The 26,369-nt window shown below is 61.7% G+C and carries 25 protein-coding genes; 14 read left to right on the top strand and 11 right to left on the bottom strand.

Annotation, left to right across the window (positions count from 1 at the left end; genetic code table 11):
* Positions 1 to 24 precede the first annotated feature (24 nt).
* Positions 25 to 1,800 (bottom strand): cytochrome c biogenesis protein DipZ, encoded by a 1,776-nt coding sequence (locus tag AMC88_RS12325; protein WP_064825338.1) that lies wholly within the window; start codon positions 1,798 to 1,800, stop codon positions 25 to 27.
* Positions 1,801 to 2,147: 347 nt separating this feature from the next.
* On the opposite strand from AMC88_RS12325, the gene AMC88_RS12320 reads away from it, so the two are divergent.
* From AMC88_RS12320 to maiA, 6 genes are all read left to right on the top strand, one after another.
* Positions 2,148 to 3,200 carry an alpha/beta fold hydrolase gene (locus AMC88_RS12320; RefSeq protein ID WP_012484087.1) on the top strand — a complete coding sequence of 351 codons (1,053 nt, stop codon included), beginning with the start codon at positions 2,148 to 2,150 and terminating at the stop codon, positions 3,198 to 3,200.
* Between the two features lie 120 nt (positions 3,201 to 3,320).
* Complete coding sequence (locus AMC88_RS12315; protein ID WP_012484086.1) at positions 3,321 to 4,061, top strand: response regulator; 741 nt, start codon at positions 3,321 to 3,323, stop codon at positions 4,059 to 4,061.
* Positions 4,058 to 5,380: an ATP-binding protein gene (locus tag AMC88_RS12310; RefSeq protein ID WP_064829959.1), complete on the top strand. Its 1,323-nt coding sequence runs from the start codon at positions 4,058 to 4,060 to the stop codon at positions 5,378 to 5,380. Before AMC88_RS12315 ends, AMC88_RS12310 begins: the two co-directional genes overlap by 4 nt.
* 189 nt (positions 5,381 to 5,569) lie before the next feature.
* Positions 5,570 to 5,986 carry an organic hydroperoxide resistance protein gene (locus AMC88_RS12305; RefSeq protein ID WP_016733273.1) on the top strand — a complete coding sequence of 139 codons (417 nt, stop codon included), beginning with the start codon at positions 5,570 to 5,572 and terminating at the stop codon, positions 5,984 to 5,986.
* 31 nt (positions 5,987 to 6,017) lie between these two features.
* Positions 6,018 to 6,146: a hypothetical protein gene (locus tag AMC88_RS34500; RefSeq protein WP_257784655.1), complete on the top strand. Its 129-nt coding sequence runs from the start codon at positions 6,018 to 6,020 to the stop codon at positions 6,144 to 6,146.
* Positions 6,147 to 6,157: 11 nt separating this feature from the next.
* Positions 6,158 to 6,793: a maleylacetoacetate isomerase gene (maiA, locus tag AMC88_RS12300; RefSeq protein ID WP_010022367.1), complete on the top strand. Its 636-nt coding sequence runs from the start codon at positions 6,158 to 6,160 to the stop codon at positions 6,791 to 6,793.
* 170 nt (positions 6,794 to 6,963) lie between these two features.
* Here maiA and AMC88_RS12295 read toward each other — a convergent pair whose 3' ends face one another.
* Together AMC88_RS12295 and AMC88_RS12290 are read right to left on the bottom strand one after the other, a co-directional pair.
* The gene (locus tag AMC88_RS12295) at positions 6,964 to 7,953 is read right to left on the bottom strand and encodes an aldo/keto reductase (RefSeq protein WP_064825336.1); all 990 of its coding nucleotides are present in this window, start codon (positions 7,951 to 7,953) and stop codon (positions 6,964 to 6,966) included.
* A gap of 12 nt (positions 7,954 to 7,965) precedes the next feature.
* Positions 7,966 to 8,361, bottom strand: coding sequence for a (R)-mandelonitrile lyase (locus AMC88_RS12290; RefSeq protein ID WP_016733270.1), 396 nt, complete (start codon positions 8,359 to 8,361; stop codon positions 7,966 to 7,968).
* A 170-nt stretch (positions 8,362 to 8,531) separates the two neighbouring features.
* On the opposite strand from AMC88_RS12290, the gene AMC88_RS12285 reads away from it, so the two are divergent.
* From AMC88_RS12285 to AMC88_RS12275, 3 genes are all read left to right on the top strand, one after another.
* Complete coding sequence (locus AMC88_RS12285) at positions 8,532 to 9,425, top strand: LysR family transcriptional regulator (RefSeq protein ID WP_064825335.1); 894 nt, start codon at positions 8,532 to 8,534, stop codon at positions 9,423 to 9,425.
* Between the two features lie 117 nt (positions 9,426 to 9,542).
* On the top strand, positions 9,543 to 11,054 hold the full coding sequence (locus AMC88_RS12280; protein WP_064825334.1) for an ATPase domain-containing protein: 1,512 nt from the start codon (positions 9,543 to 9,545) through the stop codon (positions 11,052 to 11,054).
* Positions 11,038 to 13,113 carry a PAS domain-containing hybrid sensor histidine kinase/response regulator gene (locus AMC88_RS12275; protein ID WP_064822169.1) on the top strand — a complete coding sequence of 692 codons (2,076 nt, stop codon included), beginning with the start codon at positions 11,038 to 11,040 and terminating at the stop codon, positions 13,111 to 13,113. Before AMC88_RS12280 ends, AMC88_RS12275 begins: the two co-directional genes overlap by 17 nt.
* On the opposite strand, the gene mobB is transcribed toward AMC88_RS12275, so the two are convergent.
* Genes mobB through AMC88_RS12260 form a run of 3 tightly spaced genes read right to left on the bottom strand, consistent with a single transcriptional unit; the run spans position 13,110 to position 15,184 of the window.
* Positions 13,110 to 13,628: a molybdopterin-guanine dinucleotide biosynthesis protein B gene (gene mobB / locus AMC88_RS12270; RefSeq protein WP_010016465.1), complete on the bottom strand. Its 519-nt coding sequence runs from the start codon at positions 13,626 to 13,628 to the stop codon at positions 13,110 to 13,112. The genes AMC88_RS12275 and mobB overlap by 4 nt on opposite strands.
* A complete protein-coding gene (gene mobA / locus AMC88_RS12265; RefSeq protein ID WP_064825849.1) occupies positions 13,625 to 14,254 on the bottom strand; it encodes a molybdenum cofactor guanylyltransferase MobA in 630 nt (209 codons plus the stop codon). The genes mobB and mobA overlap by 4 nt, the downstream gene beginning before the upstream one ends.
* A gap of 21 nt (positions 14,255 to 14,275) precedes the next feature.
* On the bottom strand, positions 14,276 to 15,184 hold the full coding sequence (locus tag AMC88_RS12260) for a DMT family transporter (protein ID WP_064825333.1): 909 nt from the start codon (positions 15,182 to 15,184) through the stop codon (positions 14,276 to 14,278).
* A gap of 315 nt (positions 15,185 to 15,499) precedes the next feature.
* Here AMC88_RS12260 and AMC88_RS12255 point away from each other — a divergent pair, with 315 nt between their 5' ends.
* The gene (locus AMC88_RS12255) at positions 15,500 to 16,267 is read left to right on the top strand and encodes an SDR family oxidoreductase (protein ID WP_064829958.1); all 768 of its coding nucleotides are present in this window, start codon (positions 15,500 to 15,502) and stop codon (positions 16,265 to 16,267) included.
* 231 nt (positions 16,268 to 16,498) lie between these two features.
* Here the strand turns inward: AMC88_RS12255 and AMC88_RS12250 are convergent, their stop codons facing one another.
* The 5 genes from AMC88_RS12250 to AMC88_RS12230 form a co-directional block, all read right to left on the bottom strand.
* Positions 16,499 to 17,281 (bottom strand): glucose 1-dehydrogenase, encoded by a 783-nt coding sequence (locus tag AMC88_RS12250; RefSeq protein ID WP_064822166.1) that lies wholly within the window; start codon positions 17,279 to 17,281, stop codon positions 16,499 to 16,501.
* Positions 17,282 to 17,516: 235 nt separating this feature from the next.
* Positions 17,517 to 18,305 carry an SDR family oxidoreductase gene (locus AMC88_RS12245; RefSeq protein WP_064822165.1) on the bottom strand — a complete coding sequence of 263 codons (789 nt, stop codon included), beginning with the start codon at positions 18,303 to 18,305 and terminating at the stop codon, positions 17,517 to 17,519.
* A 22-nt stretch (positions 18,306 to 18,327) separates the two neighbouring features.
* Complete coding sequence (locus tag AMC88_RS12240; RefSeq protein WP_064822164.1) at positions 18,328 to 19,806, bottom strand: sugar ABC transporter ATP-binding protein; 1,479 nt, start codon at positions 19,804 to 19,806, stop codon at positions 18,328 to 18,330.
* A 28-nt stretch (positions 19,807 to 19,834) separates the two neighbouring features.
* A complete protein-coding gene (locus AMC88_RS12235; RefSeq protein WP_012484069.1) occupies positions 19,835 to 20,764 on the bottom strand; it encodes a sugar ABC transporter substrate-binding protein in 930 nt (309 codons plus the stop codon).
* Between the two features lie 116 nt (positions 20,765 to 20,880).
* Positions 20,881 to 21,861 carry an ABC transporter permease gene (locus AMC88_RS12230; RefSeq protein WP_012484068.1) on the bottom strand — a complete coding sequence of 327 codons (981 nt, stop codon included), beginning with the start codon at positions 21,859 to 21,861 and terminating at the stop codon, positions 20,881 to 20,883.
* Between the two features lie 213 nt (positions 21,862 to 22,074).
* Here AMC88_RS12230 and AMC88_RS12225 point away from each other — a divergent pair, with 213 nt between their 5' ends.
* The 4 genes from AMC88_RS12225 to AMC88_RS12210 all read left to right on the top strand — a co-directional run bounded on the left by AMC88_RS12225 (position 22,075) and on the right by AMC88_RS12210 (position 26,349).
* Positions 22,075 to 22,884 carry a transketolase gene (locus AMC88_RS12225; protein WP_016733259.1) on the top strand — a complete coding sequence of 270 codons (810 nt, stop codon included), beginning with the start codon at positions 22,075 to 22,077 and terminating at the stop codon, positions 22,882 to 22,884.
* A complete protein-coding gene (locus tag AMC88_RS12220) occupies positions 22,884 to 23,840 on the top strand; it encodes a transketolase family protein (RefSeq protein WP_016733258.1) in 957 nt (318 codons plus the stop codon). The genes AMC88_RS12225 and AMC88_RS12220 overlap by 1 nt, the downstream gene beginning before the upstream one ends.
* A 70-nt stretch (positions 23,841 to 23,910) precedes the next feature.
* Positions 23,911 to 25,377, top strand: coding sequence for an FGGY family carbohydrate kinase (locus AMC88_RS12215; protein WP_064825332.1), 1,467 nt, complete (start codon positions 23,911 to 23,913; stop codon positions 25,375 to 25,377).
* A 21-nt stretch (positions 25,378 to 25,398) separates the two neighbouring features.
* Positions 25,399 to 26,349 (top strand): sugar-binding transcriptional regulator, encoded by a 951-nt coding sequence (locus AMC88_RS12210; RefSeq protein ID WP_064825331.1) that lies wholly within the window; start codon positions 25,399 to 25,401, stop codon positions 26,347 to 26,349.
* The last annotated feature ends 20 nt before the right edge of the window (positions 26,350 to 26,369 follow it).

The following is a 26,369-nucleotide window of genomic DNA, read 5'->3' as shown; positions in this document are numbered from 1 at the left end:
GCGGGATGTGGAACCGTCTCGGGTTCAGCCGAAGGTGAAGGCGTAGGCCTGGACGCCGGGATCGAGGAAGCGGACTTCGAAGTTGCGGGCGGCGACGGTGCCGGACTGGCGGACGAGCTGATAAAGCCTGGTCGCAGTCACCGTGCCGTTGCCGTCGGCATCGATGTCGGAGCCGTGATCGGGTCCTGGCGGCTTGCCGTCGATCGTTACCTGGAAGCGGATCGGTCTGGCGCTCGCGCCGGGTCCGAGAACGAGATGCAGGTCGCGGGCGCTGAAGCGATAGGCGATCGTGCCGCCCGGCTGGTCGAGTGTCGCTTGGTCCTTGCCGACGGTCCAGGTGCCCGAAAGGCCCCATGCGTTGAGGCCGGGCGCGGCGATCGAATAGGTTTCGGACGTATCGGGCTGCAGTCCTTCGGGCGACACGAAATTCTCCGCCTGCCCATAGCCGAGATAGGTCTCGCCGGAGCGGATATTGCCGAGGTCGGGAGCCGCTTCCACGCCCTTGGCATCCGGTGCGACGGGAGCGGCGGCCGCCATTTGACTGCCGGCCTCGCGCAGCAGATCCTGGATGGCTTTTTCGGTCCGGCCGTAATTGCCTTCGCCGAAATGGTGATAGCGGATCTGGCCCTTGGCATCGATCAGATAGGCGGCCGGCCAATAGCTGTTCTCAAAGGCGCGCCAGATTTTGTAATCATTGTCGATCGCAACGGGATAGCCGATCTGGAAGTCGCTGACCGCCTTCTGGACGTTGTCGACCTTCTTCTCGAAGGCAAATTCCGGAGCGTGGACGCCGATAACGACGAGGCCCTGATCCGCGTATTTTTCTGCCCAGGCCCTGACGTAGGGAATCGTGCGGATGCAGTTGATGCAGGAATAGGTCCAGAAGTCGACGAGCACCACCTTGCCCCGCAATTGCTCCGTGGTCAGAGGCTTCGAATTCAACCATTCGACCGCGCCGTCAAGTGAAGGCGCATAACCTTCCATGGGCAGATCGCTGCGGAAGGGCTTCTTCGCATCGGCAGCGACGACCGTCGCGTCGCTGCTTGCCAACTCGGAGGGCGCGCCGCTGAGGGGTTTGGCATGCAGCCTGTCCAGCACGGCCTGTTCCAGCGATGCGGTGCTGGCATAGGAAAGGCGCGCCAGCAGGCTGGTGTCGAGACCGAGCGCGATGACGGCAACGCCGGCGAGAACAGCGGCGCCGAGAAGCTGGCGAATGCGGTCGCCGAAGCCGAGCGAGCGTTTCATGGCGGCGAAGATCTTGCCACCGAGGAGCAGGGCGACGGCTAGCGAGGTCGCAGCACCGCCGGCATAGGCGATCAGGAGGAAGGTGGTCTGCAGATTGGCGCCCTGCAATGCCGCGCCCGTCAGGACGAGGCCGAGGATCGGCCCGGCGCAGGGCGCCCAGAGGAGGCCTGTGGCGACGCCGAGAATGAGGGCGCTCCTGACCGTCGGCGCGGCGCGGCCCGCGCTGTTCGCATTCACGAGGTTGTTGCCGAGGTCGACGATCGGCCGGGCAAGCGTGCTTGCAAAGCGCGGCGAAAGCAGGCTCGCACCGAAGAGCGCGAGCATGACGATGGCGGCGAGGCGGCCGTATTCGTTGGCGCGAATGGCCCAGCTGCCGCCGACGGCGGCAAGGGTAGCGACCAGCGCAAAGGTCGCGGCCATGCCGGCCAGCATCGGCAGCGTGCTCCTTATGAACGGCTGTCCGGCGCGGGCGAAAACGAAGGGGAGGATGGGCAGGATGCATGGGCTGAGGATGGTCAGCACGCCTCCGAGATAAGCAATGATCAGAAGTGTCATCATCGTTTCCTTTGAAACCGATTGATCGGGCTCTGGACGGCGATGGGCCCGAACCAGCAACGGCGGCGACAAGGCCGGGCTGACGTATCTCCGATGTGTCCGGTTTTCGGGAAAATGTACCGTACTATTGCAATGGGGCGCGGGTGATACAGAGCGATACAAACTTCCGGCGCGGCCGCGAAAACGGCGGCGGCGGTGCGATTGCTTGGTCGGGAGGTCCGATTGTATCAGAGTGTATCCAGGTGGGCGTACGCTACATTCCCATTCAAAAACGACGGGTCATGACATACCGGTGATACAAGCGGAACGTTTTCTGCCGACTGTGATCCATGCGACAGGAGAGACTGATGTCAGAGCAAATCAACCACAACCGCCGCCGCTTCTTCGGTATGACAGCCATCGCGCTTGCTGCGGTAGAATTTGGCGTGGCCGACGCGGCCGCTGCCCAGACCGCGCCGGCTTCGCCGGCAACCTTGCCTGACGTGAAGAGGGGAACCAATACCTCCTTCGAAGCGCTGAAGCAGATCAAAACCGATGTGCTGGACATCGGTTATGCCGAGGCGGGCAGGGCGGATGGACCGGTCGTGCTGCTGCTGCATGGCTGGCCCTATGACATCTATAGTTTCGTCGATGTCGCGCCGCTGCTGGCGTCCGCCGGCTATCGGGTGATCGTGCCTTATCTGCGCGGCTATGGCACGACCCGTTTCCTCGACGACAAGACGTCTCGCAACGGCCAGCCCTCGGCTCTTGCCGCCGATATGATCGCCTTGCTCGATGCATTGAAGATCGAAAAAGCCGTCATCGCCGGCTATGACTGGGGCGGGCGGACCGCCAACATCATGGCTGCTCTCTGGCCGGAGCGCTGCAAGGCGATGGTTTCGGTCAGCGGCTACCTGATCGGCAGCCAGGAGGCCAACAAGAAGCCGCTGCCGCCAAAGGCGGAGCTTGCCTGGTGGTATCAGTTCTATTTTGCCACCGAACGCGGCCGCTTGGGATATGCGAGCAATACCCACGATTTCGCGAAGCTCATCTGGCAAACGGCCTCGCCGAAGTGGAATTTCGACGATGCGACATTCGACAGATCCGCCGCCGCTTTCGACAATCCCGACCATGTCGATATCGTCATTCATAACTACCGCTGGCGCCTGGGGCTTGTCGAAGGCGAGGCCAAGTATAATGCCTATGAGAAAAAGCTAGCCGTCCTGCCGATGATTTCGGTGCCGACGATCACCATGGAAGGCGATGCGAATGGCGCGCCGCATCCGGAGCCTTCCGCCTATGCCGCAAAGTTCTCCGGCAAATATGAACACCGTACGATCGGCGGCGGCATCGGCCACAATCTGCCGCAGGAAGCGCCGCAGGCCTTTGCACAGGCGGTCATCGACGTCGATCGCTTCTGATCGGGTCACAAGCCTGGGAGTTCGTTGCTCCGGCCGGCGGAATATGCGTAGGTCGCGTCAAACGCTTCGACATCATGAGCGAGGCGGTGGGCGCGGCCAATCGTTGAGGGATAGGCACATATGGATCATGTCGATCACATTCTGATCGTCGACGACGATCGCGAAATCCGCGAGCTGGTCTCCGGCTATCTGCAGAAGAATGGGCTGAGAACCAGCGTCGCCGCGGACGGGCGCCAAATGCGCAGTTTTCTCGACGCCAATGCCGTCGATCTGATCGTGCTCGACGTGATGATGCCCGGCGATGACGGGCTGGTGCTGTGCCGTGAACTCCGCTCCGGCCGGCACAAGGCGATCCCGATCCTGATGCTGACGGCGCGCACGGACGAGATGGACAGGATCCTCGGGCTGGAGATGGGCGCGGACGACTATCTTGCCAAGCCCTTCGCCGCGCGTGAACTGCTCGCCCGAATCAAGGCGGTGCTGCGGCGCACGCGCATGCTGCCGCCAAACCTGCAGATCAGCGAAGCGGGACAGCTGCTCACGTTCGGCGAGTGGCGGCTCGACACGGTCGCCCGGCATCTGCTCGACAAGGACGGGACCGCGATTGCGCTGAGCGGAGCCGAATACCGCCTGCTTCGCGTCTTCATCGACCATCCCCAGCGTGTCCTGAACCGCGATCAGCTTCTGAGTCTGACGCAGGGTCGCGACGCCGAACTCTTCGACCGCTCGATCGATCTTTTGGTCAGCCGGCTGCGTCAGCGGCTGGGCGACGATGCGCGCGAACCGACCTATATCAAAACCGTGCGCAGCGAAGGTTACGTCTTCTCGGTTCCGGTCGAAATCTCGGAGCTGCGCCAATGAGGGCTGCGATCGCTATGCTGCCGGGCTTGATGTGGCCGAAAACCCTGCGATCGAGGATATTTCTTATCCTGCTGATCGGCCTGGCTTTCGCCTACGGGCTTTCCTTCAGCGTTCTCTACATGGAGCGTTACATGTCGGCCAAGGCGGTGATGCTCGGCACGCTGGAGAACGACGTCGCGACATCGATAGCCGTTCTCGACCGGCTTCCGTCGGCCGAGCGCGGCGATCTTGTGGACTGGCTGAGCCGCGGCAACTACCGCTTCGAACTCGGCCCCGGCTTAGCCGGCGTACCCGACGGCTCAGCCAAGGGCAGGGAGATCGCGGGAAAGATAGAGGCGGCTGCGGGGCACCGATTCCCGATCCGCATCGAACGGATTCCGGGCGAGGTGAACCGGCTGCAGGCGCATCTCACACTGAGCGACGGCAGCCCGCTCACCATCGATGTGACGCCGAGGGGCGTCATGCCGATCGCCGCATGGCTGCCTTATGTCCTTGCCGTCCAGATGCTCCTCCTCATCCTGTGTTCCTGGTTTGCGGTGCGCCTGGCGATCCGGCCGCTCGGAAGGCTGGCGGCTGCCGCCGATGCGCTCGATCCCGATAAGGACGGTCCCGCCTTGAGCGAGGCCGGGCCGAGCGAGGTCGCGCATGCGGCAAGGGCGTTCAACGCGATGCGGGAGAGGATTGCCCATTACCTCGAAGAGCGGGTGCAGATACTGGCGGCGATCTCGCACGATCTGCAGACGCCGATCACCCGCATGCGGCTGCGCGCCGAAATGGCGGAGGATTCGCCGGAGAAGGACAAGCTGGTGAATGATCTCGGCGAGATCCAGCGCCTGGTGCAGGACGGCATAGCCTATGCGCGGAGCGCCCACGGCAATGGCGAAAAGAACGCCCGCATCGATCTCGCCTCGTTCATCGACAGCATAGCCTATGACTATCAGGACACCGGAAAGGCCGTCACGGTCGTCGGGTTGGTTCAGGGCGCGGCCTTCACCAAGCCGCACGCGCTTCGCCGCATCCTGTCGAACTTCATCGACAATGCGTTGAAATTTGCAGGCGCCGCCGAAATCAGTGTCGAACGCAACGCGGAAGACGACATCGTCATATCGGTCATGGATCGCGGGCCGGGCATCCCCGATGAAATGCTCGAAGCCGCGATGCAGCCTTTCTTCCGGCTGGAGCAGTCCCGCAACCGGGAGACCGGCGGCACCGGACTCGGCCTTGCGATCGCCCAGCAGCTGACGGCCAAGATCGGCGGATCGCTGAAGCTCTACAATCGTGTCGGCGGCGGGCTGGCGGCGGAAGTCACCATTCGGTGACGGGCGCCGGAAATTTCCCGCGGTTTTTGTATGTCAAAATGTCCTGGATATCCGTTGCTACGCTTTGTGACATTTCGGGCCCGTTTCGGAAACATGCCGGATATATCCATCGGTCAAACCACACTCCGTTCAACCCGATCGCCTGAGGTGATCCGGTCGCGAACGGCGACCATTACAAGGAGTGTACCCATGACCAAGATCGACAAGGTTCTCTATACCGGCAAGACCCGCACCACCGGCGGGCGCGACGGGTCTTCGCAAAGCGATGACGGACAGCTCGACATCAAACTCTCGTCTCCCGGCAGCACGCGGCCCGGCACCAATCCCGAACAGCTTTTCGCCGCCGGCTGGTCGGCCTGCTTCATCGGCGCGATGGGCATTGCGGCCGGCAAGCTGAAGATCAGGCTTCCCGCGGAAACTGCGGTGAATGCCGAAGTCGATCTCGGGACGACGGACGGCGATTATTTTCTGCAGGCCCGTCTCAAGGTCAGCCTGCCCGGCATCGAGCCGGATGTCGCCAAGGCGCTTGTCGACGAGGCGCACCGGACCTGCCCGTATTCGAAGGCCACGCGTGGCAACATCCACGTCGAGCTGATCGTTGCCTGACCGGACGATCATCCTTGTGATGGAGGATTTGATGAGACTGATGATCATCTGCATTCTGGGAGCGACGGTCTTCGCCGCGCCCTGTATCTACGACTTAAACTCGCGGGAGCCTTCGCCGCTGGCCGGCCTCGTGACGGCGGTTTCCCCTTCACGCCAATAAGGAGAAAGTCAGTGAAACTCTACCAGAACGAAATTTCCTCTGCGACTTCGAGAGTCCGGATTGCGCTGGCGCTCAAGGGACTGACGGCCGAGGCGCTGCCAGTGAGCATTCTCGGAGAGGACGCGGAAAGCCGGCAGTCCGCCTATCGCACCGTCAATCCGCAGGGGCTGGTGCCAGCCTTGCTGACGGATAACGGCGTCCTCATCACCCAGTCGCTGGCGATCGTCGAATATCTCGATGAGGTTCAGCCCGAGCCGCCGCTACTGCCCGATACGGCTGAAGACAGGGCGCAGGCCCGCTCGATTGCGCTTGCAATCGCTGCCGAGATCCACGCGCTGCTGCCGCCGCGGATCGGCCTGCATCTCAAGGCAGCCTTTCAGGCGGATGCCGATGCTGTCGCTGCTTGGAGCCGTCACTGGGTCGGTGAGGGGATGGCCGCGGTCGAGGCTATTATTGCCGGCCGCAGGCAAGGGGCTTTTGCCGTCGGCGACCGGCCTGGTATTGCCGATATCTTCCTCTTCCCGCAGGCGATCAGCGCCCGCCGCATGGGCTTCGATCTCTCCCGGTGGCCGAATATCGCCGAGATTGTCGGCAGGTTGGAAGCCATACCGGCTTTCCAGGAGAATGCACCGGCGCCGAGGAAATGATCCGGTTGGCGAAGACGCAGCCACAAAGGGCTGCGCTGCTTCAGCTTTTCGTTGTTTCGTTCTCCACTCCACGTCATCCTCGGCCTTGCGCAGCCTTGTGCCGAGGATCTGCTGCCTTTTCGACCGAAAGCAGATGCTCGGGGTAAGCCCGAGCATGCCGCAAAGTCCTGTTACCGGTTGACCCTCGCCTGCAAATGCGGGGGGTAACGATCGCCTTCGACCTTAATGGTGGCCAGCGCGCTTTCGATCCTGGCAAGATCATCGGCGGTCAGTTCGACTTCGGCAGCTCCGATATTCTCTTCGAGGCGGTGCAGCTTGGTGGTGCCGGGAATCGGCACGATCCACGGCTTCTGCGTCAGAAGCCAGGCCAATGCCACCTGAGCAGACGTCGCCTTCTTTCGTGCGGCGATCTTCGCCAGCAGATCGACGAGCGCCTGGTTGGCTTTTCGCGCCTCCTGAGAAAAGCGCGGCACGATGTTGCGGAAATCCTTGCTGTCAAAGGTGGTTGTCTCGTTAATCGCACCGGTAAGGAAGCCCTTGCCGAGCGGGCTGAACGGAACGAAACCGATGCCAAGCTCTTCGAGCGTTGGCAGGATTTCCTGCTCCGGCTCGCGCCACCACAGCGAGTATTCGCTCTGCAGCGCCGTCACCGGCTGGACCGCATGAGCGCGGCGGATCGTCTGGGCGCCCGCTTCCGAAAGGCCGAAATGCTTCACCTTGCCCTCTGATATCAACGCCTTGACCGTGCCGGCGACATCCTCGATCGGAACATCGGGGTCGACGCGATGCTGGTAGAAGAGGTCGATGACGTCGGTCTTCAGGCGCTTCAGCGCCTGATCGGCGACCGTGCGGATATGCTCGGGCCGGCTGTTCATGCCGCTCTGGCCGCCATTGGCGTCGAAACTGAAGCCGAATTTCGTGGTGATCACCACCTCGCTTCGGAAAGGCGCGAGCGCCTCTCCCAGAAGCTCTTCGTTCTTGTAGGGGCCATAGGCCTCGGCGCTGTCGAAGAAGGTGACGCCGCGTTCGTAGGCCCGGCGGATCAGCTTGACCGCTTCCTGGACGTCCGTCGCCGGCCCATAACCATAACTCAGCCCCATGCATCCAAGGCCTAGGGCCGAGACTTGAAGGCCGCTCTTTCCGAGTTCTCGCGTCTGCATCGGTATTTCCTTTCAGCCTTGATATTCGGTGTCCGTAACATGCTCCATCCAGTCGACCGCCTTGCCGTCGAGTTGTTCCTGGATGGCGATATGGGTCATTGCCGTCGTTGGCGATGCGCCGTGCCAGTGACGTTCGCCCGGTGCGAAGCGAACGACATCTCCGGGACGGATTTCCTCGATCGGACCGTCCTGGCGCTGAACGCGGCCGCAGCCGGCAGTGACGATCAAGGTCTGGCCGAGGGGATGGGTGTGCCAGGCGGTGCGGGCGCCGGGCTCGAAGGTGACGCTGGCGCCGGCAGCGCGGGCAGGGTCGGTGGCCGTAAACAGGGGATCGATACGCACTCTGCCGGTGAACCAGTCTGCCGGCCCCTGGGCCGAAGGTTGCGAGCCGTTTCGTTTGATATCCATAGTCGTTCTCTCGAATGTCGGATGAGACCGTTTCGGCGGACACAGTCAGCGCCGGTGAACGTATTCATTCCCGGCGAACATGTTCACCTGGGATGCCGGGATATTTAGCGCGTGCGCGCAATTTCGATTAGATGGTATAAACGGCAAGAACCTATGAGAGAGATTCATGAATGCCACGTTCGTCCGTCGACGACCTCATCGCCTTTCTTGCGGTTGCGCGGGAACAGAGCTTCACCAAGGCAGCAGCGAAGCTCGGCGTATCGCAGTCGGCACTCAGCCACACCATCCGGGGGCTGGAGGCGAGGCTTGGATTGCGGTTGCTTACCCGCACGACGCGTAGCGTCTCACCGACAGAGGCCGGCGAACGCCTGCTTGTCTCGATCGGCCCCCGCTTCGACGAGATCGAGAGCTCGCTGACTGCGTTGAGCGCATTCCGGGATAAGCCGGCGGGCACGATCCGCATCAATGCCGGCGAGCATGCGGCCAATTCTGTTCTCTGGCCCGCTCTGGAGAGGTTCCTGCCTGAATATCCCGATGTCAGGATCGAGATCATCGTCGATTATGGTCTGACCGACATCGTCGCCGAGCGTTACGATGCGGGGGTGCGGCTGGGTGAACAGGTGGCGAAAGACATGGTCGCGGTGCGCATCGGCCCTGACATGCGCATGGCGGTGGTCGGCGCTCCCACCTATTTCGACGGCAGGCCGAAGCCTCTGACACCCCATGACCTCACGGATCACAATTGCATCAATCTGCGTCTCCCGACCTATGGCGGTGTTTACGTCTGGGAGTTCGAGAAGGACGGGCGTGAGCTGAATGTTCGGGTCGAAGGGCAATTGGTCTTCAACAATATCGCGCTCAGACTGAAGGCGACGCTTGCTGGCGCGGGGCTCGCCTATCTGCCAGAGGACGCCGTGCGGGCGCATCTTGAGAATGGGCAGTTGGTGCGCGTGCTTGAAGACTGGTGTCCGCCGTTTCCCGGCTATCATCTCTATTATCCCAGCCGCCGGCATGCATCGGCAGCCTTTGCGGTCATCGTCGATGCGCTTCGATATCGGGGGTAGAGACTTCTATTTCGCCCTATAGAAGACGCGCTGAAGCGGCGCGAATTCATCCAGCGCCAGCCGTTTGACATTCCATCCTTCGCCACTAATTCAAAGTGAAACTGAAGGAAACAATGAATGAATACTGCTATTCCTGCCGCGAAAGCTCGGACCGGAGTGTCCGGTTTGGACACAATTCTGGCAGGCGGCCTTTCCGCAGGCCATGTGTTTCTCCTCGAGGGGAATCCAGGAGCTGGAAAGACCACCATTGCATTGCAGTTTCTGATCGAGGGTGCGCGCCTTGGCGAGCGGGGACTCTACATCACGCTCTCGGAAACAGAGAGTGAATTGCGAGCCGGAGCCGCGTCGCACGGCATGGTCATCGATGGTAATATCGAAGTCTTCGAGGTCGTGCCTCCCGAGAGCCTGCTGGATGCCGATCAGCAGCAGAGCCTGCTTTACTCGTCAGATCTGGAACTTGGGGAGACGACCAGAGAAATCTTCGCCGCTTTCGAAAGGGTGAAGCCCAGCCGGGTGGTTCTCGACAGCCTGTCGGAGATAAGGCTGCTGGCGCAAAGCTCGTTGCGATACCGCCGGCAGATCCTCGCCCTCAAGCATTATTTCGCGCGGCAGGGGGCGACGGTGCTTCTGCTCGACGACCTGACATCAGACGTACTCGATAAGACTGTCCACAGCGTCGTGCACGGCGTTATCCATCTCGAGGAACTGACGCCCGGCTACGGCTCCGAACGGCGACGTTTGAGAATCATGAAATATCGCGGGCAAGCCTTCCGCGGCGGCTACCACGACTTCACGATCCAGACCGGCGGCCTCGTCGTATTCCCGCGTCTCGTTGCTTCCGAGCACAGGACGAGTTACTCCCGCGACAACGTTTCGAGCGACATTGCGGAGCTCGACCTTCTCTTGGGTGGCGGACTGGAGAGCGGCTCCAGTACGTTGATCCTCGGGCCCGCCGGCACCGGAAAAAGCACCTTCTCATTTCAGTTCCTGGCAGCAGCGATCGGGCGTGGAGAGAAGGCGGCGGCCTTCGTTTTCGATGAGGAGCTTGGGCTGCTTTTCGGACGGCTCAAGGCGCTCGGAATGGATCTCGAGGCGATGGTGGACGCAGGTCTCGTCCACATCGAACAGGTGGACGCCGCCGAGTTGTCGCCCGGCGAATTTGCGCACCGCGTGCGCGATTGCGTCGATAAATCCGGCGCCAAGACCGTCATCATCGACAGCATCAACGGATATCAGGCTGCGATGCCCGATGAAAATTCGTTGATCCTCCACATGCACGAGCTGCTGCAATATTTGAACAGGCAAGGCACAAACACCTTCCTGACGGTGGCTCAGCACGGGCTTGTCGGTGACATGAAAGCTCCCGTCGACGTCACCTATCTTGCTGATACGGTTATTCTGCTGCGTTATTTCGAGGCGGCGGGACGGGTCCGCCGCGCAGTCTCGGTGATCAAGAAAAGGACCGGCTTCCACGAGGATACAATCCGGGAATATCGCATCGAGGCGTCGGGCCTGACATTTGGAGGGCCACTTATCGGATTTCAGGGAGTGCTGCGCGGCGTTCCGGAGTTTGTTTCAGACACGACATCCCTGATGTCGCGCGATAGCGGGGATGGCGGCAATTCCTAGTTCCGGCAAACCAAAGGCGCTGATCTACGCACCCGCCGGTCGCGATGCTCTGGTGGCGATATCCCTGGTGAACGAAGCCGGAGCGACAGCGGTTACCGCCCCCGACCTCCCGATGTTCGCGGCTCTGCTCGATGACGACGTGGCGTTCGGCGTGCTGACGGAAGAGGCGGTTCGTTCAAGCGATTTGAAACCGGTCGCGGCCTGGATATCGGCGCAGCCGAGCTGGTCGGACCTGCCTTTTATCGTGCTCACCACGCGGGGCGGCGGGCCGGAACGAAATCCGGCCGCTGCCAGCCTTTCCGAGGTCCTCGCCAACGTTACCTTTCTGGAACGGCCTTTCCACGCGATATCCTTCATCAGTATCGCCAGGACCGCGTTAAGGGGGCGTCTGCGCCAATACCAGGCGCGCGCCCAGCTCGAGGCCCTCAGCGAAGGTGAGCGGCGGCTGCAAACGGCACTCGCCGCGGGCCGTCTCGGAGCCTGGGAACTGGAATTGTCGTCGATGCGGTTGTCCGCGTCCGATACCTGCAAGGCCATCTTCGGCCGAGGTGCGGACGAGGAATTTGCGTATGGCGACCTGATCGCCAGCATTCATCCCGACGATCGCGGCCTCGTTCAGGCAAGCCTGGACCTGACGATCGAGATTGGCCGCGAGTATTCGGTCGAACACAGGACGATCTGGCCCGACGGATCGCTTCACTGGGCGGAGATGCATGCGCAGCTCTATGCCGATAGATATGGTTCGGCGAAGAAGCTGGTTGGCGTTTCCTCCGATGCCACAGCCCGCAAGACCAGCGAGGAGAACCTCCGACGGCTCAATGAGGGCCTTGAAGAGCGGGTGAGAGAACGGACCGGCGAGGTGCATGCTGCCCACCAGAGTCTGCTTGAACAGGTCGCTCAACGGGAAAGGGCCGAGGAGCAGCTTCGTCACTCGCAAAAGATGGAAGCGATCGGCCAGCTGACCGGTGGCGTCGCGCATGATTTCAACAATCTGCTGATGGTCGTTCTCGGCAATCTCGAACTGCTCGGCAAGCATGTGACAGGAGACCCGAAGGCGACCCGCCTGGTCGATGGCGCGCTTCAGGGCGCACGCCGCGGGGCCGCCCTGACCCAGCGTCTGCTGGCTTTCGCCAGACGGCAGGATCTGCAAGTGAAGCCGGTCGATCTGGCCGAGCTGGTATCCGGCATGAACGATCTGTTGCGTCGCTCGGTGGGATCCTCCGTCAGCATTGAAACCGCGCTCGCGCCGGCGCTGCGGCCGGCATTGGCCGATGCCAACCAGGTCGAACTGGCGCTGCTCAACCTTGCCGTCAATGCGCGCGATGCCATGCCGGATGGAGGAGCTCTGTCGATTTCGCTGCGTGAAGAACAAGTCGCGGGTGGCGGCGATCTGGGCGAGGGGACCTACCTTGTTCTCAGCGTGACCGACAAGGGCACCGGAATGGATGCAGAGACGCTGAAGAAGGCCATCGATCCTTTCTTTTCGACAAAGGAACTCGGAAAGGGCACGGGCCTCGGGCTATCGATGATCCACGGCCTTGCCGTGCAGCTCAACGGCGCGCTGCGCCTGACGAGCAAGCCCGACGTGGGAACGACTGCCGAATTGTGGCTTCCCGCGACCGAACGGCGCCCTGAACAACCGGCCGAAACCGATCTACCTCTCGCGCAATCAACATCGAGGCTGAGGATCCTTCTGGTCGACGATGATACCTTGATCGCCATGAGCTCGGTCGAGATGCTTGAAGATCTCGGCCACGATGTCGTCGAAGCAAACTCCGGCTCACAGGCGCTGGAGGTGATCAGAAGCGGCGGGCATTTCGACGTGATGATTACCGACTATTCGATGCCTGGCATGACCGGTGCGCAGCTGGCCCAGGCGGTACGGGCCATTCGACCGGCGCTGCCGATCGTGCTGGCAACGGGCTATGCCGATCTTCCCGCCGGCGCAGAGGTCAATCTTCCCAGATTGGGAAAACCGTATAACCAGGACCAGCTTGTCAGAGAAATTCACAAGGCGATCGCAAGTGAGACGGACCTGCCCCTCAGATCGGCTAGCTAACGCCGAGCTTCAAGACCGACAATCTCAGCAATGAAATCGGCGATGGCGGCGGTGTCGTCGAGATCGAAGACGGGCAGGGCCGTATCGGTGACGGGATGATCGGCGGCGATCGCCGCGATGTGAGGATCGTCCGGCGCGAGCGGTGTACGATTTGCGGCTTCCAGGCGGCGGGCTTCGATTTTCGGGATCGGCTCGCGCTTGTAGCCCTCGATCAGCACGAGATCGCAGGGGGCGAGACGGGCGAGGATCTCCTCGAACGCGGGCTCCGGCGCGCCGCGCAGCTCGTGCATGATGGCGTAACGGGTGCCGGAGACGATCGTGACCTCATGTGCGCCGGCCTGGCGATGGCGGTAACTGTCGGCGCCGACCTTGTCGATATCGAAATCATGATGGGCATGCTTGATCGTCGAGATCTTGTAGCCGCGGCGGGTGAATTCCGTCACCAGCCGGACGGCGAGCCCCGTTTTGCCGGAGTTCTTCCAGCCGGCGATGCCGAAGACTTTCGGTGCGGTCATGTGCGAAGGGCCTCCAGCCAGCGTTGCGCCTCGACGAGATCATCAGGCGTGTTGATGTTGAAGAAGGGATCGAGCAGGCTGGCGCGGGTAGGATGCAGCGGGAAGGCTACTTCCTTAACGTCATGTCGTAAGAGGAAATCGCGCACACGGCGCTTTTCGTCGGTGGCAATCCAGGATTCGAGGTCGGCAGCCAGCGTCACCGGCCACAGACCGAAGACGGGATGGCTGCGGCCTTCGGAGGCGGCGATGGCGATCTGCGACGGGCGCTCGAGCGTTGCTGCCAGTCGGGCGACGAGATCGGCCGGGAAGAAGGGGCAATCGACCGAAACGGTGGCGACGTGGGTGACTGAGGGGATCGCGGCTGCATGGGTCATTGCGGCATGAATTCCGGCCATCGGCCCGGCCTTGCCGGAAATACGGTCCGGAACGACGGGCACGTCTTCCTCGGCGGCATCGGCGTTGACGGCAATGGACGAGACCTGCGGCGACAGGCGGGAAAGCACATGGCGGAGCAGGCTTTCGGCGCCGAGCATTACGCTTGCCTTGTCACGGCCCATGCGCTGCGAGCGGCCGCCGGCGAGCACCACACCTGCGATGTCGGACTTTGTGAGCGAAAATTCTGCCATCATCCTGCCTCGGCGCTTTCGTCACACCGGCACGCGCGGCTCGGATTCCTGCGCGATCGGCGATAGGTGGCGCTTGGCCTCACGATAGAACGTATAGAGGCCGGAAGCGATAACGATCGCAGCGCCGAGCAGCGTCCAACCGTCAGGCACTTCGGCAAAGAAGAAGAAACCAAGCAACGAGGAGAAGATCAGGCTGGTATAGCGGAAGGGCGCGACGAAGGAGATTTCGCCGGTGCGCATGGCGAGGATCACCGACTGGTAGCCGACGAGCACCAGCACCGAGGCGAGCAGGAGATGGCCGAGCGAGGTGGCGCTGACAGGATGCCAGCCGCCGAGCACGGGGATGAGAAGCGCGCCGAAGAAGGAGATCGAGATTGCGGTGATGACGGTGATCATCAGCGCGGGAATCTCGGGATCGATCGAGCGGGTGGCGAGATCGCGGCCGGCCGTCGTCAGCACCGCTGCGACACAGAGAAGGGCGGCGGCGGTGAAGCCTTCGGGGCCGGGGCGGATGATGATCATGACGCCGACGAGGCCGACGACAATCGCCGACCAGCGCCGCCAGCCGACGGGTTCCCGGAAGAAGAGCGCGGCGCCGAAGGTGACGACCAACGGCAGCGATTGCAGGATGGCCGAGGCATTGGCGATCGGCATCATGCCGAGCGCGGTGATGTAGGTGACGGCCGAGAACATCTCGCAAATGATGCGGAGGATGATGATCGGTTGCAACACAACGCGCCAGGAGCACAGAGCGCCCATTTTCCTGGCGATCAGATAGACGAGCAGGCTGGTGAAGAGGCCACGCAGAGACATGATCTCGCCGGCGTTCATAGAGGCGACCACTGATTTGGAGAGAGCGTCGCTCGCGGAAAAGCCGGCCATCGCCATACTCATATAGATGGCGCCCTGAGTGTTGCGTGACCGCGGCATGACGAGATTCCTTTACCTGTGCGTCCCTTCTTAGTCGGGAAGGTGGATGAAAGGAGTGAGATGAATGCCACACCCGATATAAATCGACGATGCAACGCACAATAGTGCTGACCTAAGCGTAAGCACGCGAGGGGAAGTTATTGCAACCCGCTCTTTTACAATGGGAATTTCGATATTCGCTCGACGGTAATCGCGCCTTTGGCCTGATTCGCCATGGAGATGCTGTCGTCTCTCTTGTTCGCGCGCAGGAAACGGGTGGCTGCCCCGCCGGATGTCTGAGATTTGAGGTGCCTCGACAACTGAGGAGAAATCGACATGGCACTTCTGAACGACAAGGCCGCGATCATCACCGGCGCAAGCTCCGGCATCGGCCGCGCGGCGGCGAAGGTATTTGCGCGGGAAGGCGCAAAGCTGGTTATCACAGGAAGGCGGCAGGAGGCGCTCGACGCCGTCGTGGCCGAAATCGAGGCCGAGGGCGGACAGGCCGTTGCGGTGTCCGGCGATATCAGGGACGAGACGCTGCAGATAAGCCTCGTCGAAACGGCTCTTGGGCGTTTCGGCAAGCTCGATATCGCCTTCAACAATGCCGGCGGACTTGGCGAAATGGGGCCGGTCGCCGGGCTGTCGCTGGATGGCTGGCGCGAGACGATCGAGACCAATCTCACCGCCTCCTTCCTTGGCGCCAAGCACCAGTCGGCAGCGATGGGCGAGGGCGGCGGATCGCTGATCTTCACCTCCACCTTCGTCGGCTATACCGCCGGCATGCCGGGCATGGGAGCGTATGCGGCGAGCAAGGCGGGATTGATCGGCCTCGTGCAGGTTCTTGCCGCCGAACTCGCGTCGCGGAAGATCCGCGTCAATGCCCTGCTGCCCGGCGGCACCGATACGCCGGCCGCCATCACCAATGCACCTGACGCGACTGAGGAATTGCTTGCTTTTGTCAACGGGCTGCATGCGCTGAAACGTATGGCGCAGCCGGAAGAGATCGCCAATGCGGCGTTGTTCCTGGCCTCCGACCTGTCGAGTTTTGTGACGGGGACGGCGATGCTCGCCGATGGCGGCGTTTCGATCAGTCGGACGTAAGCGAAGGCGGAAATCTGATGAGGATGAGTCACCCGCCCTCGTCCTTCGAGGCCCCTTTCGGGGCACCTCAGGATGAGGGCTGATCGTGGTGCCTGCCGCGTAGCAACATTGCGGGTGTGAATTGCGCCTGCGCCTCCTGCTGAGCTGGGCGGCCATCTATCTCCGACCTCATCCTGAGGTGCCCCCGAAAGGGGCCTCGAAGGACGGGTTCGGCCACTGTCGCTCCTAGGCTCAGGACATGATTAACCCGCCATCGACATTGATCGTCTGGCCGGTGATATAAGCGGCGTCGTCGCTGGCGAGGAAGGTGACCAGGCCGGCGACGTCTTCGCCGCTGCCGGCCCGCTTCATCGGGATGCCCTCGACCCATTCCTTCATCAGTTCGCCAGGGGCGTAATTGCCGAGGAGCTTGCCCCAGGCCTGGTCGTTATAGGCCCACATGTCGGTTTCGATGATGCCTGGGCAGAAGGCGTTGACGGTGATTTTTTCGGTGGCGACTTCCTTTGCCAGGCTCTGGGTGATGCCGACGACGCCCATTTTCGAGGCGGCGTAGTGCGGGGTGTAGATGAAGCCGTCGCGGGCCTGGCCGGAGGCGGTGTTGATGATGCGGCCGCCGCGCTTGTGCTTGCGCATTCTGGCAATGGCCTCCTGGGCGCAGAGGAAGACGCCCTTGGTGTTGACGGCCATGACCTTGTCCCATTCGGTTTCGGTCATGTCCTCGATGCGGGCGATGGTGATGACGCCGGCATTCTGGATCGAGACATCGACCGCCCCGAATTCCTTTTCGGCGGCATCGTAGAGCGCCTTGACGCTCGCCTTGTCTGTGACATCGCCGATGAAGGAGATCGCCTTGCCGCCTTCGGCCCGGATCGCTTCGGCAACGCCGTGGACCAGATCCTCGTTCGCCGAGACGACGAGATTGGCGCCCTCGCGCGCAAAGCGCCTTGCGATGGCGGCGCCGATGCCGCGGCTGGCCCCGGTGATGACGACAGTCTTGTTTTCGAAGCGTTTCATGCTCTTTCCTTTCGGGTGTCCGTCGAGGGACGCAAATTCGGCTCAATGAATTCGCGTTGCCTTTGAGCGCCAATGACGACGCCGTGGCCTCAGCTCGTTCGATCAGCGCGAAGGGCGGGCGGACGGCGATATCGCGCCGTCTTGCCCGTTGGTCCCTTCAGCGCCTCGATCTCAGCCAGGGAGGAAGCGAGATCGGTTCATGTTCCAGGTGCCGGCAACGAGCTTGTCATCCGCATCACCAGCAGCAGAAACCGCCATCGACGAGAAGATCGACGCCGGTGACGAAACTTGCTGCATTCGACAGCAAGAACACCGCCGGACCGACCATCTCGTCGACCGTTGCCATGCGTTGCATCGGTGTTTGCTCCTCGAAAAGCTTGGTCTGGTGGACCATCTCCGCACGGGTGTTCATCGGCGTTGCCGTATAGCCGGGGGAGATGGTGTTGACGCGAATGCCGCGGCCGACCCATTCCATCGCCATAGACTTCGACATATGGATCACGCCCGCCTTGGAGGCGTTGTAATGCGCCTGGCTGAGGCCCCGGTTGACGATCACGCCCGACATGGAGGCGATGTTGACGATGGAGCCGCGTCCATTCTTCAGCATGGCGCGGGCCTCGGCCTGGCAGGAAAGAAAGATGCCTTTCAGGTTGATATCCATCAACGTCTGGTATTGATCTTCCTCCATATCTTCTGCCGGGTTGGCGTTGGCGATGCCTGCAGCGTTGACGGCCAGCGTCAAGGCGCCGAGATCGGCTTCGGTTCGTGCGACGGCGTCTGCCAGCGAAGATTTGTTCGTCACATCGGCCGCGATCTCGATGGAGCGACGGCCGGCGGCGCGAATATATTCAGATGTCTTCGCCTGTCCGTCGTCGGTTCGACGATCGAGCAGCGCCACGTCAGCGCCGCATTGCGCAAGGCCGATGGCAATGCGTTGCCCGATGCCGCTGCCGGCTCCGGTGACGATGGCAACCTGGCCGCTGAGGTCGAAAAGCTTCGGGGCGTTCAGAGTGATGTCAGACACCGCTCTTCCTTTCTCTGTCTGTTTAGATGGTCGCTAACTCCATGACCGAGACGTCATTTGCCTGGTCACGGTCGAGGATGCCTGCCTGCTTGCCCTGGGCAAGCACGAGAATGCGATTGGAAATTCCGAGGACCTCCTCGAGGTCCGAGCTTACGACGATGACGGCCACACCCTGTTTTGCAAGGTTGACGATGATGTCGTAGATGCCCGCGCGGGCGCCGACGTCGATGCCTCGCGTCGGTTCGTCGAGCACGACGACCTTAGGCTCGCGCAAGAGCCACTTGGCGATTACGACCTTCTGCTGGTTGCCGCCGGAAAGATCGGAGGCGAATTGCTCGGCGCGGCCCTTGACGCCGAACTTGGCAACTGCCTTTTCCGCGAAGGAGCGTTTGAGGCGCGGGGTAATCCAGCCGCCACCGAGTTTATCCAGATTGGCATAGACAATGTTTTCGCTGATCCGGTGCCCGACAATCAGGCCTTGCTCCTTGCGGTCTTCCGGAACCATCACGATGCCCTTGGCGATCGCGTCGGCCGGATCCCGCAGCCTGAGTTCTTCGCCTTCGAGCTTGATCGAACCCGCGCTGATCGGGTCTGCTCCCGAAATCGCCCGCACCAGTTCGGTGCGGCCGGCGCCGACCAGGCCAGCGATTCCGAGAATTTCTCCGGCCCGCACCTCGAAAGTAACGTCGCGGAACGAGTTATCAGGCGAGCTCAGCCCTGATACCTCAAGGACCGGACGGTCGGTCGGAACCGGCAGCGTAGGGAACAGGCGATCAAGCGGGCGTCCGACCATGCTCTCGACAATCGTTCGCACCGGCGTGGCGCTGTCTGAGAATTCCTGCACCCGCTCCCCATCGCGAAGAACGACGATCCGGTCGGTGATTTGCTTGATCTCTTCCATGCGGTGGGAAATGTAGACGATGCCCACACCTTCCGAGCGAAGCTTGCGAACCTGTTCGAACAGAGCTTCCGTCTCCGCGCCGCCAAGGGCGGCGGTCGGTTCATCGAGGATCAGCAGCCTGGCGTTGAGAGCCAGCGCCTTGGCGATCTCGATGAGCTGTTGATTTGCGGTGGAAAGGCCGGCGACCATCCGTGTTGCCGGTATATGAAGGTTCAAACGCGCGAGCTGGTCCTGGGCCCGGCGAACCATCTGAGCCCGGTCGACGACGCCGTTCTTCATCGGCCAGCGTCCGATGAAGACGTTTTCCGCGATCGACAGCTGCGGCAGAAGCTGCAGTTCCTGATGGATCAGCACAACGCCCTTGTCGATCGCTTCGCGTGGGGTGGCCGGGGCATAAGGCTGCCCCAGCCATGTCATCGATCCCTCGGATGGTGTGCGGGAGCCGGCAATGATGCCCGAGAGCGTCGACTTGCCCGCTCCGTTTTCACCGAGAAGTGCCACCACTTCACCGGGATAGACGTCCAGGCTGACATTCTTCAGAACCTGGAGCGGCCCATACCACTTGGATATGCCCCTCAGGGAAAGGACTGGATCAGTCACGGCACACCTCCTCAAGACCTCGGCTTCATTACGGGTGGTTGGCGATGAAGCCTGCGACGTTTTCCTTGGTTGTCAGCGTGGCATCCAAGAGCTGTACCGGCGGTACCTTTTCACCGGCGACAAGCTTGGCGGCGTTTTCGACCGCATCGCGGCCCATTTTCTGCGTCTGCTGGGTTGCCGTCACGTTGAAGACGCCCTTGCTGAGCGCTTCGAGAGCCGCAGTGTCGCCATCGAAGCCGCCGACCACGATCTTCTGCGAGGGATTTGCGACCTTGATTGCCTGAGCGGCGCCAAGTGCGAGGCCATCGGCCTGTGCGAAGACGATCGAGACATCGGGATTTGCCTGCAGCATATTCTGCATGATCTGGAAGCCTTCGTCCTGGCTCCAGATGTTGGAATATTGTTCGGCGACAACCTTCACATCCGGATAGGCCTTGAGGGATTCGCCGCAGCCCTTCGAGCGATCGACTTCCGGCGTCGTGCCCTTCTGGCCATGGATGATGACCATCTTCCCCTTGCCGCCGGCTTCCTTCAGGATGTAGTCGCACACCGCCTTGGCAGACGCGACGGAATCGGTTGCGAGGAATGTATCGCCCGGCGCGCCTTCGGCGTTGCGGTCGACGTTGACGACCGGAATGCCGGCGTTCTTCGCGAGCTTGACCGGAACGGTCGCCGCTGCCGCACCTGCCGGAATGTAGATCAGCGCGTCGATTTTCTGGGTCAGAAGATCCTGGATCTGGTTGACCTGCGTCGGCCCGTCACCCTTTGCGTCGACGGTGATGACTTCGATGCCGCGCTTCTTGGCTTCGGCCTCGACCGATTGCTTGATCTGGTTGAAGAAGTTTGCCTGAAGGTTGGCAACGGCCAGGCCAAGCTTCTTCAGTTCCGCGGCGTGTACGGGACCGAGCATGAGGCCGAGCAGTGCAGCGGACGCGAGCATGGTGCGCGCAATTTTCATTGTAGTTCCTCCGTTGTTTGATGGACCCTAGGGTATGTCCTCCCCCTTGGGTTATTGATCCGCCCCGAGTTTCCGAGACGGAATTCCGTGTCCGCCAACGCGGCGGAGCATGCGCGTCAGGCGCGACGCCGACGAATGGTCTCCGCGCCGACCGCGAGCACGATGACGATCCCGATGATCACCTGCTGCAGGAAGGGTGAGACGTTGAGAAGGTTGAGGCCGTTGCGAAGCACACCGATGATCAGGACGCCGATCAGCGTTCCCCCGATACCGCCCGCGCCGCCGGAGAGCGAAGTGCCGCCGATGACAACGGCAGCGATGGTGTCCAGTTCATAGCCGAGGCCGCTGGACGGCTGGACGGAATCCAGTCGAGCGGCGAGCACGATGCCTGCAAGTCCCGCAAGGACGGCGCTCACGACATAGACTGATATCGTCACCAGCGGCACGTTGATGCCGGCCAGGCGCGCGACTTCAGGGTTGCCACCCACCGCATAGAGCATGCGGCCTTCGGAGCGGAAGTGCAGGAAGAGCCACGCCGCAAGAACGACCGCGAGCATGAGGAAGACCGTGGCGGTCATGACGCCGAAATGGCGATCGATTGCCAGCATCATGAACCAGTCGGGGAAGCCGACGATCTGCTGGCCGTCGGTGATCATGTTCGCGACGCCGCGCGCCGCCGACATCATCGCAAGCGTAGCGATGAAGGCTGGAACCCTGAACTGCGTCACCAGAAGCCCGACGATCAGGCCCGAAATGGCCGATGCGATCAGCGCGAAGGCGATCCCGACAGGCAGCGGCAGACCAGCGACGTTGGCGGTCCAGCCCATGACCATCATCGCCAGGGCGAGGGCGGAGCCGACGGACAGATCGATGCCGCCGATCAGGATGACGAACGTCATTCCAACTGCCATGATGCCGAGGACGGTGATCTGGTCGAGAATATTGAGGCCGTTTCGAACCGAAAGAAACGTGTCTGTGCTGAAGCTCAGAAAGATGCACAGCGCGAGCAATCCCACCAGCGGACCGGTAGCTCCCTTGAGCTTTCCGAGCCAAGCGCCGGACGAAAGCCTGTGTTCATTGATATCGAGCGCCACCATTGCTCCTCCCTATGCCTAGGCTTGTATCCGATATTTGTGCAAGCGAGAATAATTATTCACTCATGCTGGAAAATTCATTAACAACTTGCTTTCCGGCTGTCAACTCTATTTGTACCGACATATCCTCATGGGCGCCTCGTTTGGAGGCTTGACTAATCGGTGTGTTGTGCAAAAATATTGATAAGTGAATATTTATGCACCAAGAGGAACCCTATGGATACGACAGAACTTGAGCGCATCGCCCGCGAGATCCGATTGCGCGATCTCCAGGCGGTCTTTGAAGCGGGCGCCGGCCATATTGGCGGCGAGATGTCGGTCATCGACATTTTGACGGCGCTCTATTTTCGTGTGCTGAATGTCTGGCCGGATCAGCCGAAGCATCCCGACCGCGACAGGTTCGTCCTTTCAAAGGGACATACGGCCTGCGCTCTCTATGTGACGCTCGCAAAACGCGGCTTCATCCCGGAGGACGAGATTTCCACCTTCCTGCAGCCGCATTCGAGGCTGAACGGGCATCCGAACTGCAACAAGGTTCCTGGCGTCGAAACCAATACCGGGCCGCTCGGCCACGGCCTTCCGGTCGCGGTGGGAATGGCAAAGGCCGCCAAACTCTCGGGCGCTCGATATCACACTTATGTCGTCACCGGCGACGGTGAGATGCAGGAAGGCTCCAACTGGGAAGCGATCATGGCGGCAGCCCAGTTCAAGCTCGATAACCTGACTTTGATCATCGATCACAACAGGTTTCAGCAGGGTGCCGCGCTTGCCGAAACCAACGATCTCGCGCCGCTTCGGCCCAAGCTCGAAGCCTTCGGCTGGGAGGTCACCGAGATCGACGGCAACGCCATGGGCGAAATCGTTCCGGCTCTCGAACATCGGGGTTCGGGGGCGCACTGCATCGTCGCCCATACCAACAAGGGCCACGGAATCTCCTTCATGCAGGACCGGGTCGAGTGGCACCATAAGGTGCCGAGCAAGGAACAATACGAAATCGCATTGGCAGAATTGTCGGAGGCACTGTAATGAACCCGCCAGTAAACCCACCCAAGCTTCACGATTGCCGCGACGCATTCGCCTCCACGCTCGAGCGGCTGGCAGCTGAAAACGAAATGATCGTTGCCGTCTGCAACGACTCTGTCGGTTCCTCCAAGCTCGGCGGCTTCAAGGCGAAGTTTGGAGAGCGCCTCGTCAATGTCGGCATCGCCGAGCAGAACATGGTCGGCGTCGGAGCAGGCCTCGCCAATGGCGGACGGCTGCCCTTCGTGTGCGGCGCCGCGCCGTTTCTCACTGGCCGGTCGCTGGAGCAGATCAAGGCCGATATTTCCTACTCGAATGCCAACGTAAAGCTGGTGGGCATCTCTTCCGGAATGGCCTATGGCGAACTGGGGCCGACTCATCACTCGATCGAAGACTTCGCCTGGACGCGGGTCCTGCCCAATCTTCCTGTTATTGCGCCTTGCGACCGGATCGAAACCGCCGCTGCCGTTGCCTGGGCAGCGACCTACAACGGTCCCTGCTTCCTGCGCCTGTCACGGGTCGGTGTGCCCGACCTTCTTCCGGAGGGCCACAGGTTCGAACTTGGCAAAGCCAATCTCCTGCGCCAAGGTTCCGACGTCACGCTGATCGCCAATGGCACCTTGACCCATCGCATCGTGAAGGCTGCCGAGATTCTCGGCGAACGCGGCATCGATGCCAGGGTGCTCAATCTCGCAACGGTTCGTCCGATCGACGAGGAGGCCATCATCGACGCGGCTAGGGAAACCGGAGCGATCGTCACGGCTGAAGAGCATTCGATCTTTGGCGGGCTCGGCTCCGCGGTCGCCGAAGTGGTGGTCGATAATGCCCCGGTGCCGATGAAACGTCTCGGCGTTCCCGGCGTCTACGCCCCGACCGGTTCGGCAGAGTTCCTGCTCGACGAATACGGCATGTCGCCATCCGCAATCGCCGACGCTGCACAGGCGCTGATCAAGCGCAAATAACTGGTGATCGTGTGAAGCGGCCGGGGCGCATTTTGCCGCCGCGGCCGCCGCCTGATCTGGGGAGGATAGAATGCGGGCAATTCTGGCAATCGACCAGGGTACGACCAATTCAAAGGCAGTTCTCGTTTCCGAAAAGGGAGAAATCGTCGGCAGGGGTTCGGCTGCTGTCGGCATCTCTTATCCGAGGGAGGGCTGGGTCGAACAAGATCCACGCCGGCTTTACGCCTCGGTCTGCGAAGCGATCGACGCATGCCTGAAGACCAGCCCCGACGTGACGATCGAGGCGGTCGCTATTTCCAACCAGCGCGAGTCCGTTACCGCGTGGGATGCTGAAACAGGAGAACCGCTTGGACCGGTCGTCAGCTGGCAGTGCCGTCGAACGGCGCAGGATTGCGAACGTCTGATTGCCGACGGCCACCTCGGCCGTGTGCAGGCGCTGACCGGCCTGCCATTGGATCCGATGTTCCCGGGTTCGAAATTCCGATGGCTGCTCGACCGGATTCCTGCCGGGCGGCCGGTGCGGCTGGGAACGATCGACAGCTGGCTCATCCACTGCCTGACGGGCGGGCGCCGGCATGTCTGCGACGCTTCGAATGCCGCCAGGAGCCAGTTGTTCGACCTGCGGGAACAGAAATGGCGCGAGGAACTCGGCGGGATCTTCGGCGTCGACATCGCGCTCCTGCCTGATGTGCTCGACAGTTCTGCCGATTTCGGCAGGACGCAAGGATTGTCTGGGGTGCCGGACGGCACGCCTATAATGGCCGCGATCGGAGACAGTCACGCAGCCCTGTTCGGCCATGGCGCATTCAAGCCGGGCGACGGCAAGGTGACCTTCGGAACCGGCTCTTCGGTCATGACGACGCTGCCGCAATTCATTGCCCCGCGCAACGGCGTTACAACCACTGTCGCATGGCGGATCGGGGGGGAGCCGACTTTCGCTTTCGAGGGCAATATCCTCGTTTGCGCCGCCAGCCTTCCCTGGATGGCGGACATTCTCGGCCTGGCTGACGTCGCCGCGCTTGTGGAACTTGCGGCGAGCGCCGAGCCGGGCGCGCCTGGTTTCGTGCCGGCGTTCGTGGGGCTTGGTGCGCCTCATTGGAATTCCGATGCCCGTGCTTTGTTCTCCCAGATCAACTTCAAGACGACACGCGCGCAGATGGCACGGTCGGTAACCGATTCCATCGCCTTCCAGGTGCATGATGTGATCGCGGCCATGCGGACACAGAGCGGCGGCGCGCTCGGCGCGCTCTATGTGGATGGCGGGCCGAGCCAGAACCGCTTCCTGATGCAGTGCGTTTCGAACCTCATCGAGCATCCCGTGATCCAATGCGAAGCACCCGAGGCGTCGGCTCTCGGCGCTGCTTATCTGGCGGGGCTGTCACTCGGTTTGTGGAGCGATCTCCATGTTGTCTCGGAGCTGCCGCGAACCACCCGAACCATCGAGCCGCAAGCCGTGAATCGAGCGGCCCTTCTGGCGACCTGGAATGATGCGCTTGCCCGCTCGACGTCCCGCGAAACACAGGCTAAAGGTGAATAAAAATTCACTCCGGGATCAGCGATGACTCGCCTGAACGAACTCCGCCTCATTTCAAGGGTCGCCCAGATGTACCACATCGAGGGGCGGCGGCAGGCGGAGATCGCACAGCACCTTCGCCTGTCGCAGGCGACGGTATCGCGCATGCTGAAGCGCGCCGAGGCTGAAGATATCGTGCGAACCAGCGTGATCCCGCCCGTCGGCACCTACAGCGAGCTCGAGGCCGCGCTTCGCGCGAAATACGATCTGCCGGAGGCGATCGTCGTCGAATGCACGGAAGACCGGGACGGAGCCATCATGGCTCGTATTGGCGAGGCGGCGGCGCATCTCCTTGAGGTGACGCTTGCACCGGGGGAGATCATCGGCGTTTCGAGCTGGAGCCAGACCATCTTCAAGATGGTCGAGAACATTCACCCGCAGAAGAGCGCTCAGGCGAAGTATGTCGTCCAGACTCTTGGCGGCATGGGTGATCCTTCCGTGCAGACGCATGCGACGCAGCTGACCACGCGGCTTGCCCGGCTGACCGGCGCCGAGCCGAAACTGCTCCCCGTGCAGGGTGTTACGACATCAAGAGAGGCAAAACTTCTGATGCAGGCCGACCCGTTCGTCCGCGAGACGATGGACCTGTTCGGCAGCATTACGCTCGCGATTGTCGGAATCGGGGCCGTCGAACCGTCCGAACTTCTCGCCCGGTCCGGCAATATCTTTTCCTCGCGGGAACTCTCCGATCTGGCCGAAGCGGGAGCCGTCGGCGATATCTCGCTGCGCTTCTTCGATAGGAACGGCAAGCCGGTCAAGACGCCTCTGGACGACCGGGTCATTGGGCTGCCACTTGAGGATCTCGAGCGGGTGGACCGGGTCATTGCTCTGGCCGGCGGCGCCAAAAAGACCGACGCTATTGCAGGTGCGCTGCGCGTCGGGGTCATCGATATGCTGGTTACGGACAAGTTTACGGCGCAGCGATTGATCGATTGAACAGGCAGGCTGATTGCCAG

It is taken from the genome of Rhizobium phaseoli, assembly GCF_001664385.1.
Classification (GTDB): Bacteria; Pseudomonadota; Alphaproteobacteria; order Rhizobiales; family Rhizobiaceae; genus Rhizobium; species Rhizobium phaseoli.
Note: the sequence above shows the minus strand (reverse complement) of the source record. Positions and strands in the feature narration are given on the sequence as shown.

Bases quoted from the DNA above. Each gene is read 5' to 3' on its own strand.
- AMC88_RS12280 (WP_064825334.1), top strand. From the start codon at position 9,543: ATGAATACTGCTATTCCTGCCGCGAAAGCTCGGACCGGAGTGTCCGGT.
- AMC88_RS12305 (WP_016733273.1), top strand. From the start codon at position 5,570: ATGACCAAGATCGACAAGGTTCTCTATACCGGCAAGACCCGCACCACC.
- AMC88_RS12255 (WP_064829958.1), top strand. From the start codon at position 15,500: ATGGCACTTCTGAACGACAAGGCCGCGATCATCACCGGCGCAAGCTCC.
- AMC88_RS12285 (WP_064825335.1), top strand. From the start codon at position 8,532: ATGCCACGTTCGTCCGTCGACGACCTCATCGCCTTTCTTGCGGTTGCG.
- AMC88_RS12250 (WP_064822166.1), bottom strand. From the start codon at position 17,281: ATGAAACGCTTCGAAAACAAGACTGTCGTCATCACCGGGGCCAGCCGC.
- mobA (WP_064825849.1), bottom strand. From the start codon at position 14,254: ATGGCAGAATTTTCGCTCACAAAGTCCGACATCGCAGGTGTGGTGCTC.
- AMC88_RS12215 (WP_064825332.1), top strand. From the start codon at position 23,911: ATGCGGGCAATTCTGGCAATCGACCAGGGTACGACCAATTCAAAGGCA.
- AMC88_RS12290 (WP_016733270.1), bottom strand. From the start codon at position 8,361: ATGGATATCAAACGAAACGGCTCGCAACCTTCGGCCCAGGGGCCGGCA.
- AMC88_RS12225 (WP_016733259.1), top strand. From the start codon at position 22,075: ATGGATACGACAGAACTTGAGCGCATCGCCCGCGAGATCCGATTGCGC.
- AMC88_RS12260 (WP_064825333.1), bottom strand. From the start codon at position 15,184: ATGCCGCGGTCACGCAACACTCAGGGCGCCATCTATATGAGTATGGCG.
- AMC88_RS34500 (WP_257784655.1), top strand. From the start codon at position 6,018: ATGAGACTGATGATCATCTGCATTCTGGGAGCGACGGTCTTCGCCGCG.
- AMC88_RS12320 (WP_012484087.1), top strand. From the start codon at position 2,148: ATGTCAGAGCAAATCAACCACAACCGCCGCCGCTTCTTCGGTATGACA.
- AMC88_RS12235 (WP_012484069.1), bottom strand. From the start codon at position 20,764: ATGAAAATTGCGCGCACCATGCTCGCGTCCGCTGCACTGCTCGGCCTC.
- AMC88_RS12325 (WP_064825338.1), bottom strand. From the start codon at position 1,800: ATGACACTTCTGATCATTGCTTATCTCGGAGGCGTGCTGACCATCCTC.
- AMC88_RS12210 (WP_064825331.1), top strand. From the start codon at position 25,399: ATGACTCGCCTGAACGAACTCCGCCTCATTTCAAGGGTCGCCCAGATG.
- AMC88_RS12310 (WP_064829959.1), top strand. From the start codon at position 4,058: ATGAGGGCTGCGATCGCTATGCTGCCGGGCTTGATGTGGCCGAAAACC.
- AMC88_RS12275 (WP_064822169.1), top strand. From the start codon at position 11,038: ATGGCGGCAATTCCTAGTTCCGGCAAACCAAAGGCGCTGATCTACGCA.
- AMC88_RS12230 (WP_012484068.1), bottom strand. From the start codon at position 21,861: ATGGTGGCGCTCGATATCAATGAACACAGGCTTTCGTCCGGCGCTTGG.
- AMC88_RS12315 (WP_012484086.1), top strand. From the start codon at position 3,321: ATGGATCATGTCGATCACATTCTGATCGTCGACGACGATCGCGAAATC.
- AMC88_RS12220 (WP_016733258.1), top strand. From the start codon at position 22,884: ATGAACCCGCCAGTAAACCCACCCAAGCTTCACGATTGCCGCGACGCA.
- AMC88_RS12295 (WP_064825336.1), bottom strand. From the start codon at position 7,953: ATGCAGACGCGAGAACTCGGAAAGAGCGGCCTTCAAGTCTCGGCCCTA.
- mobB (WP_010016465.1), bottom strand. From the start codon at position 13,628: ATGACCGCACCGAAAGTCTTCGGCATCGCCGGCTGGAAGAACTCCGGC.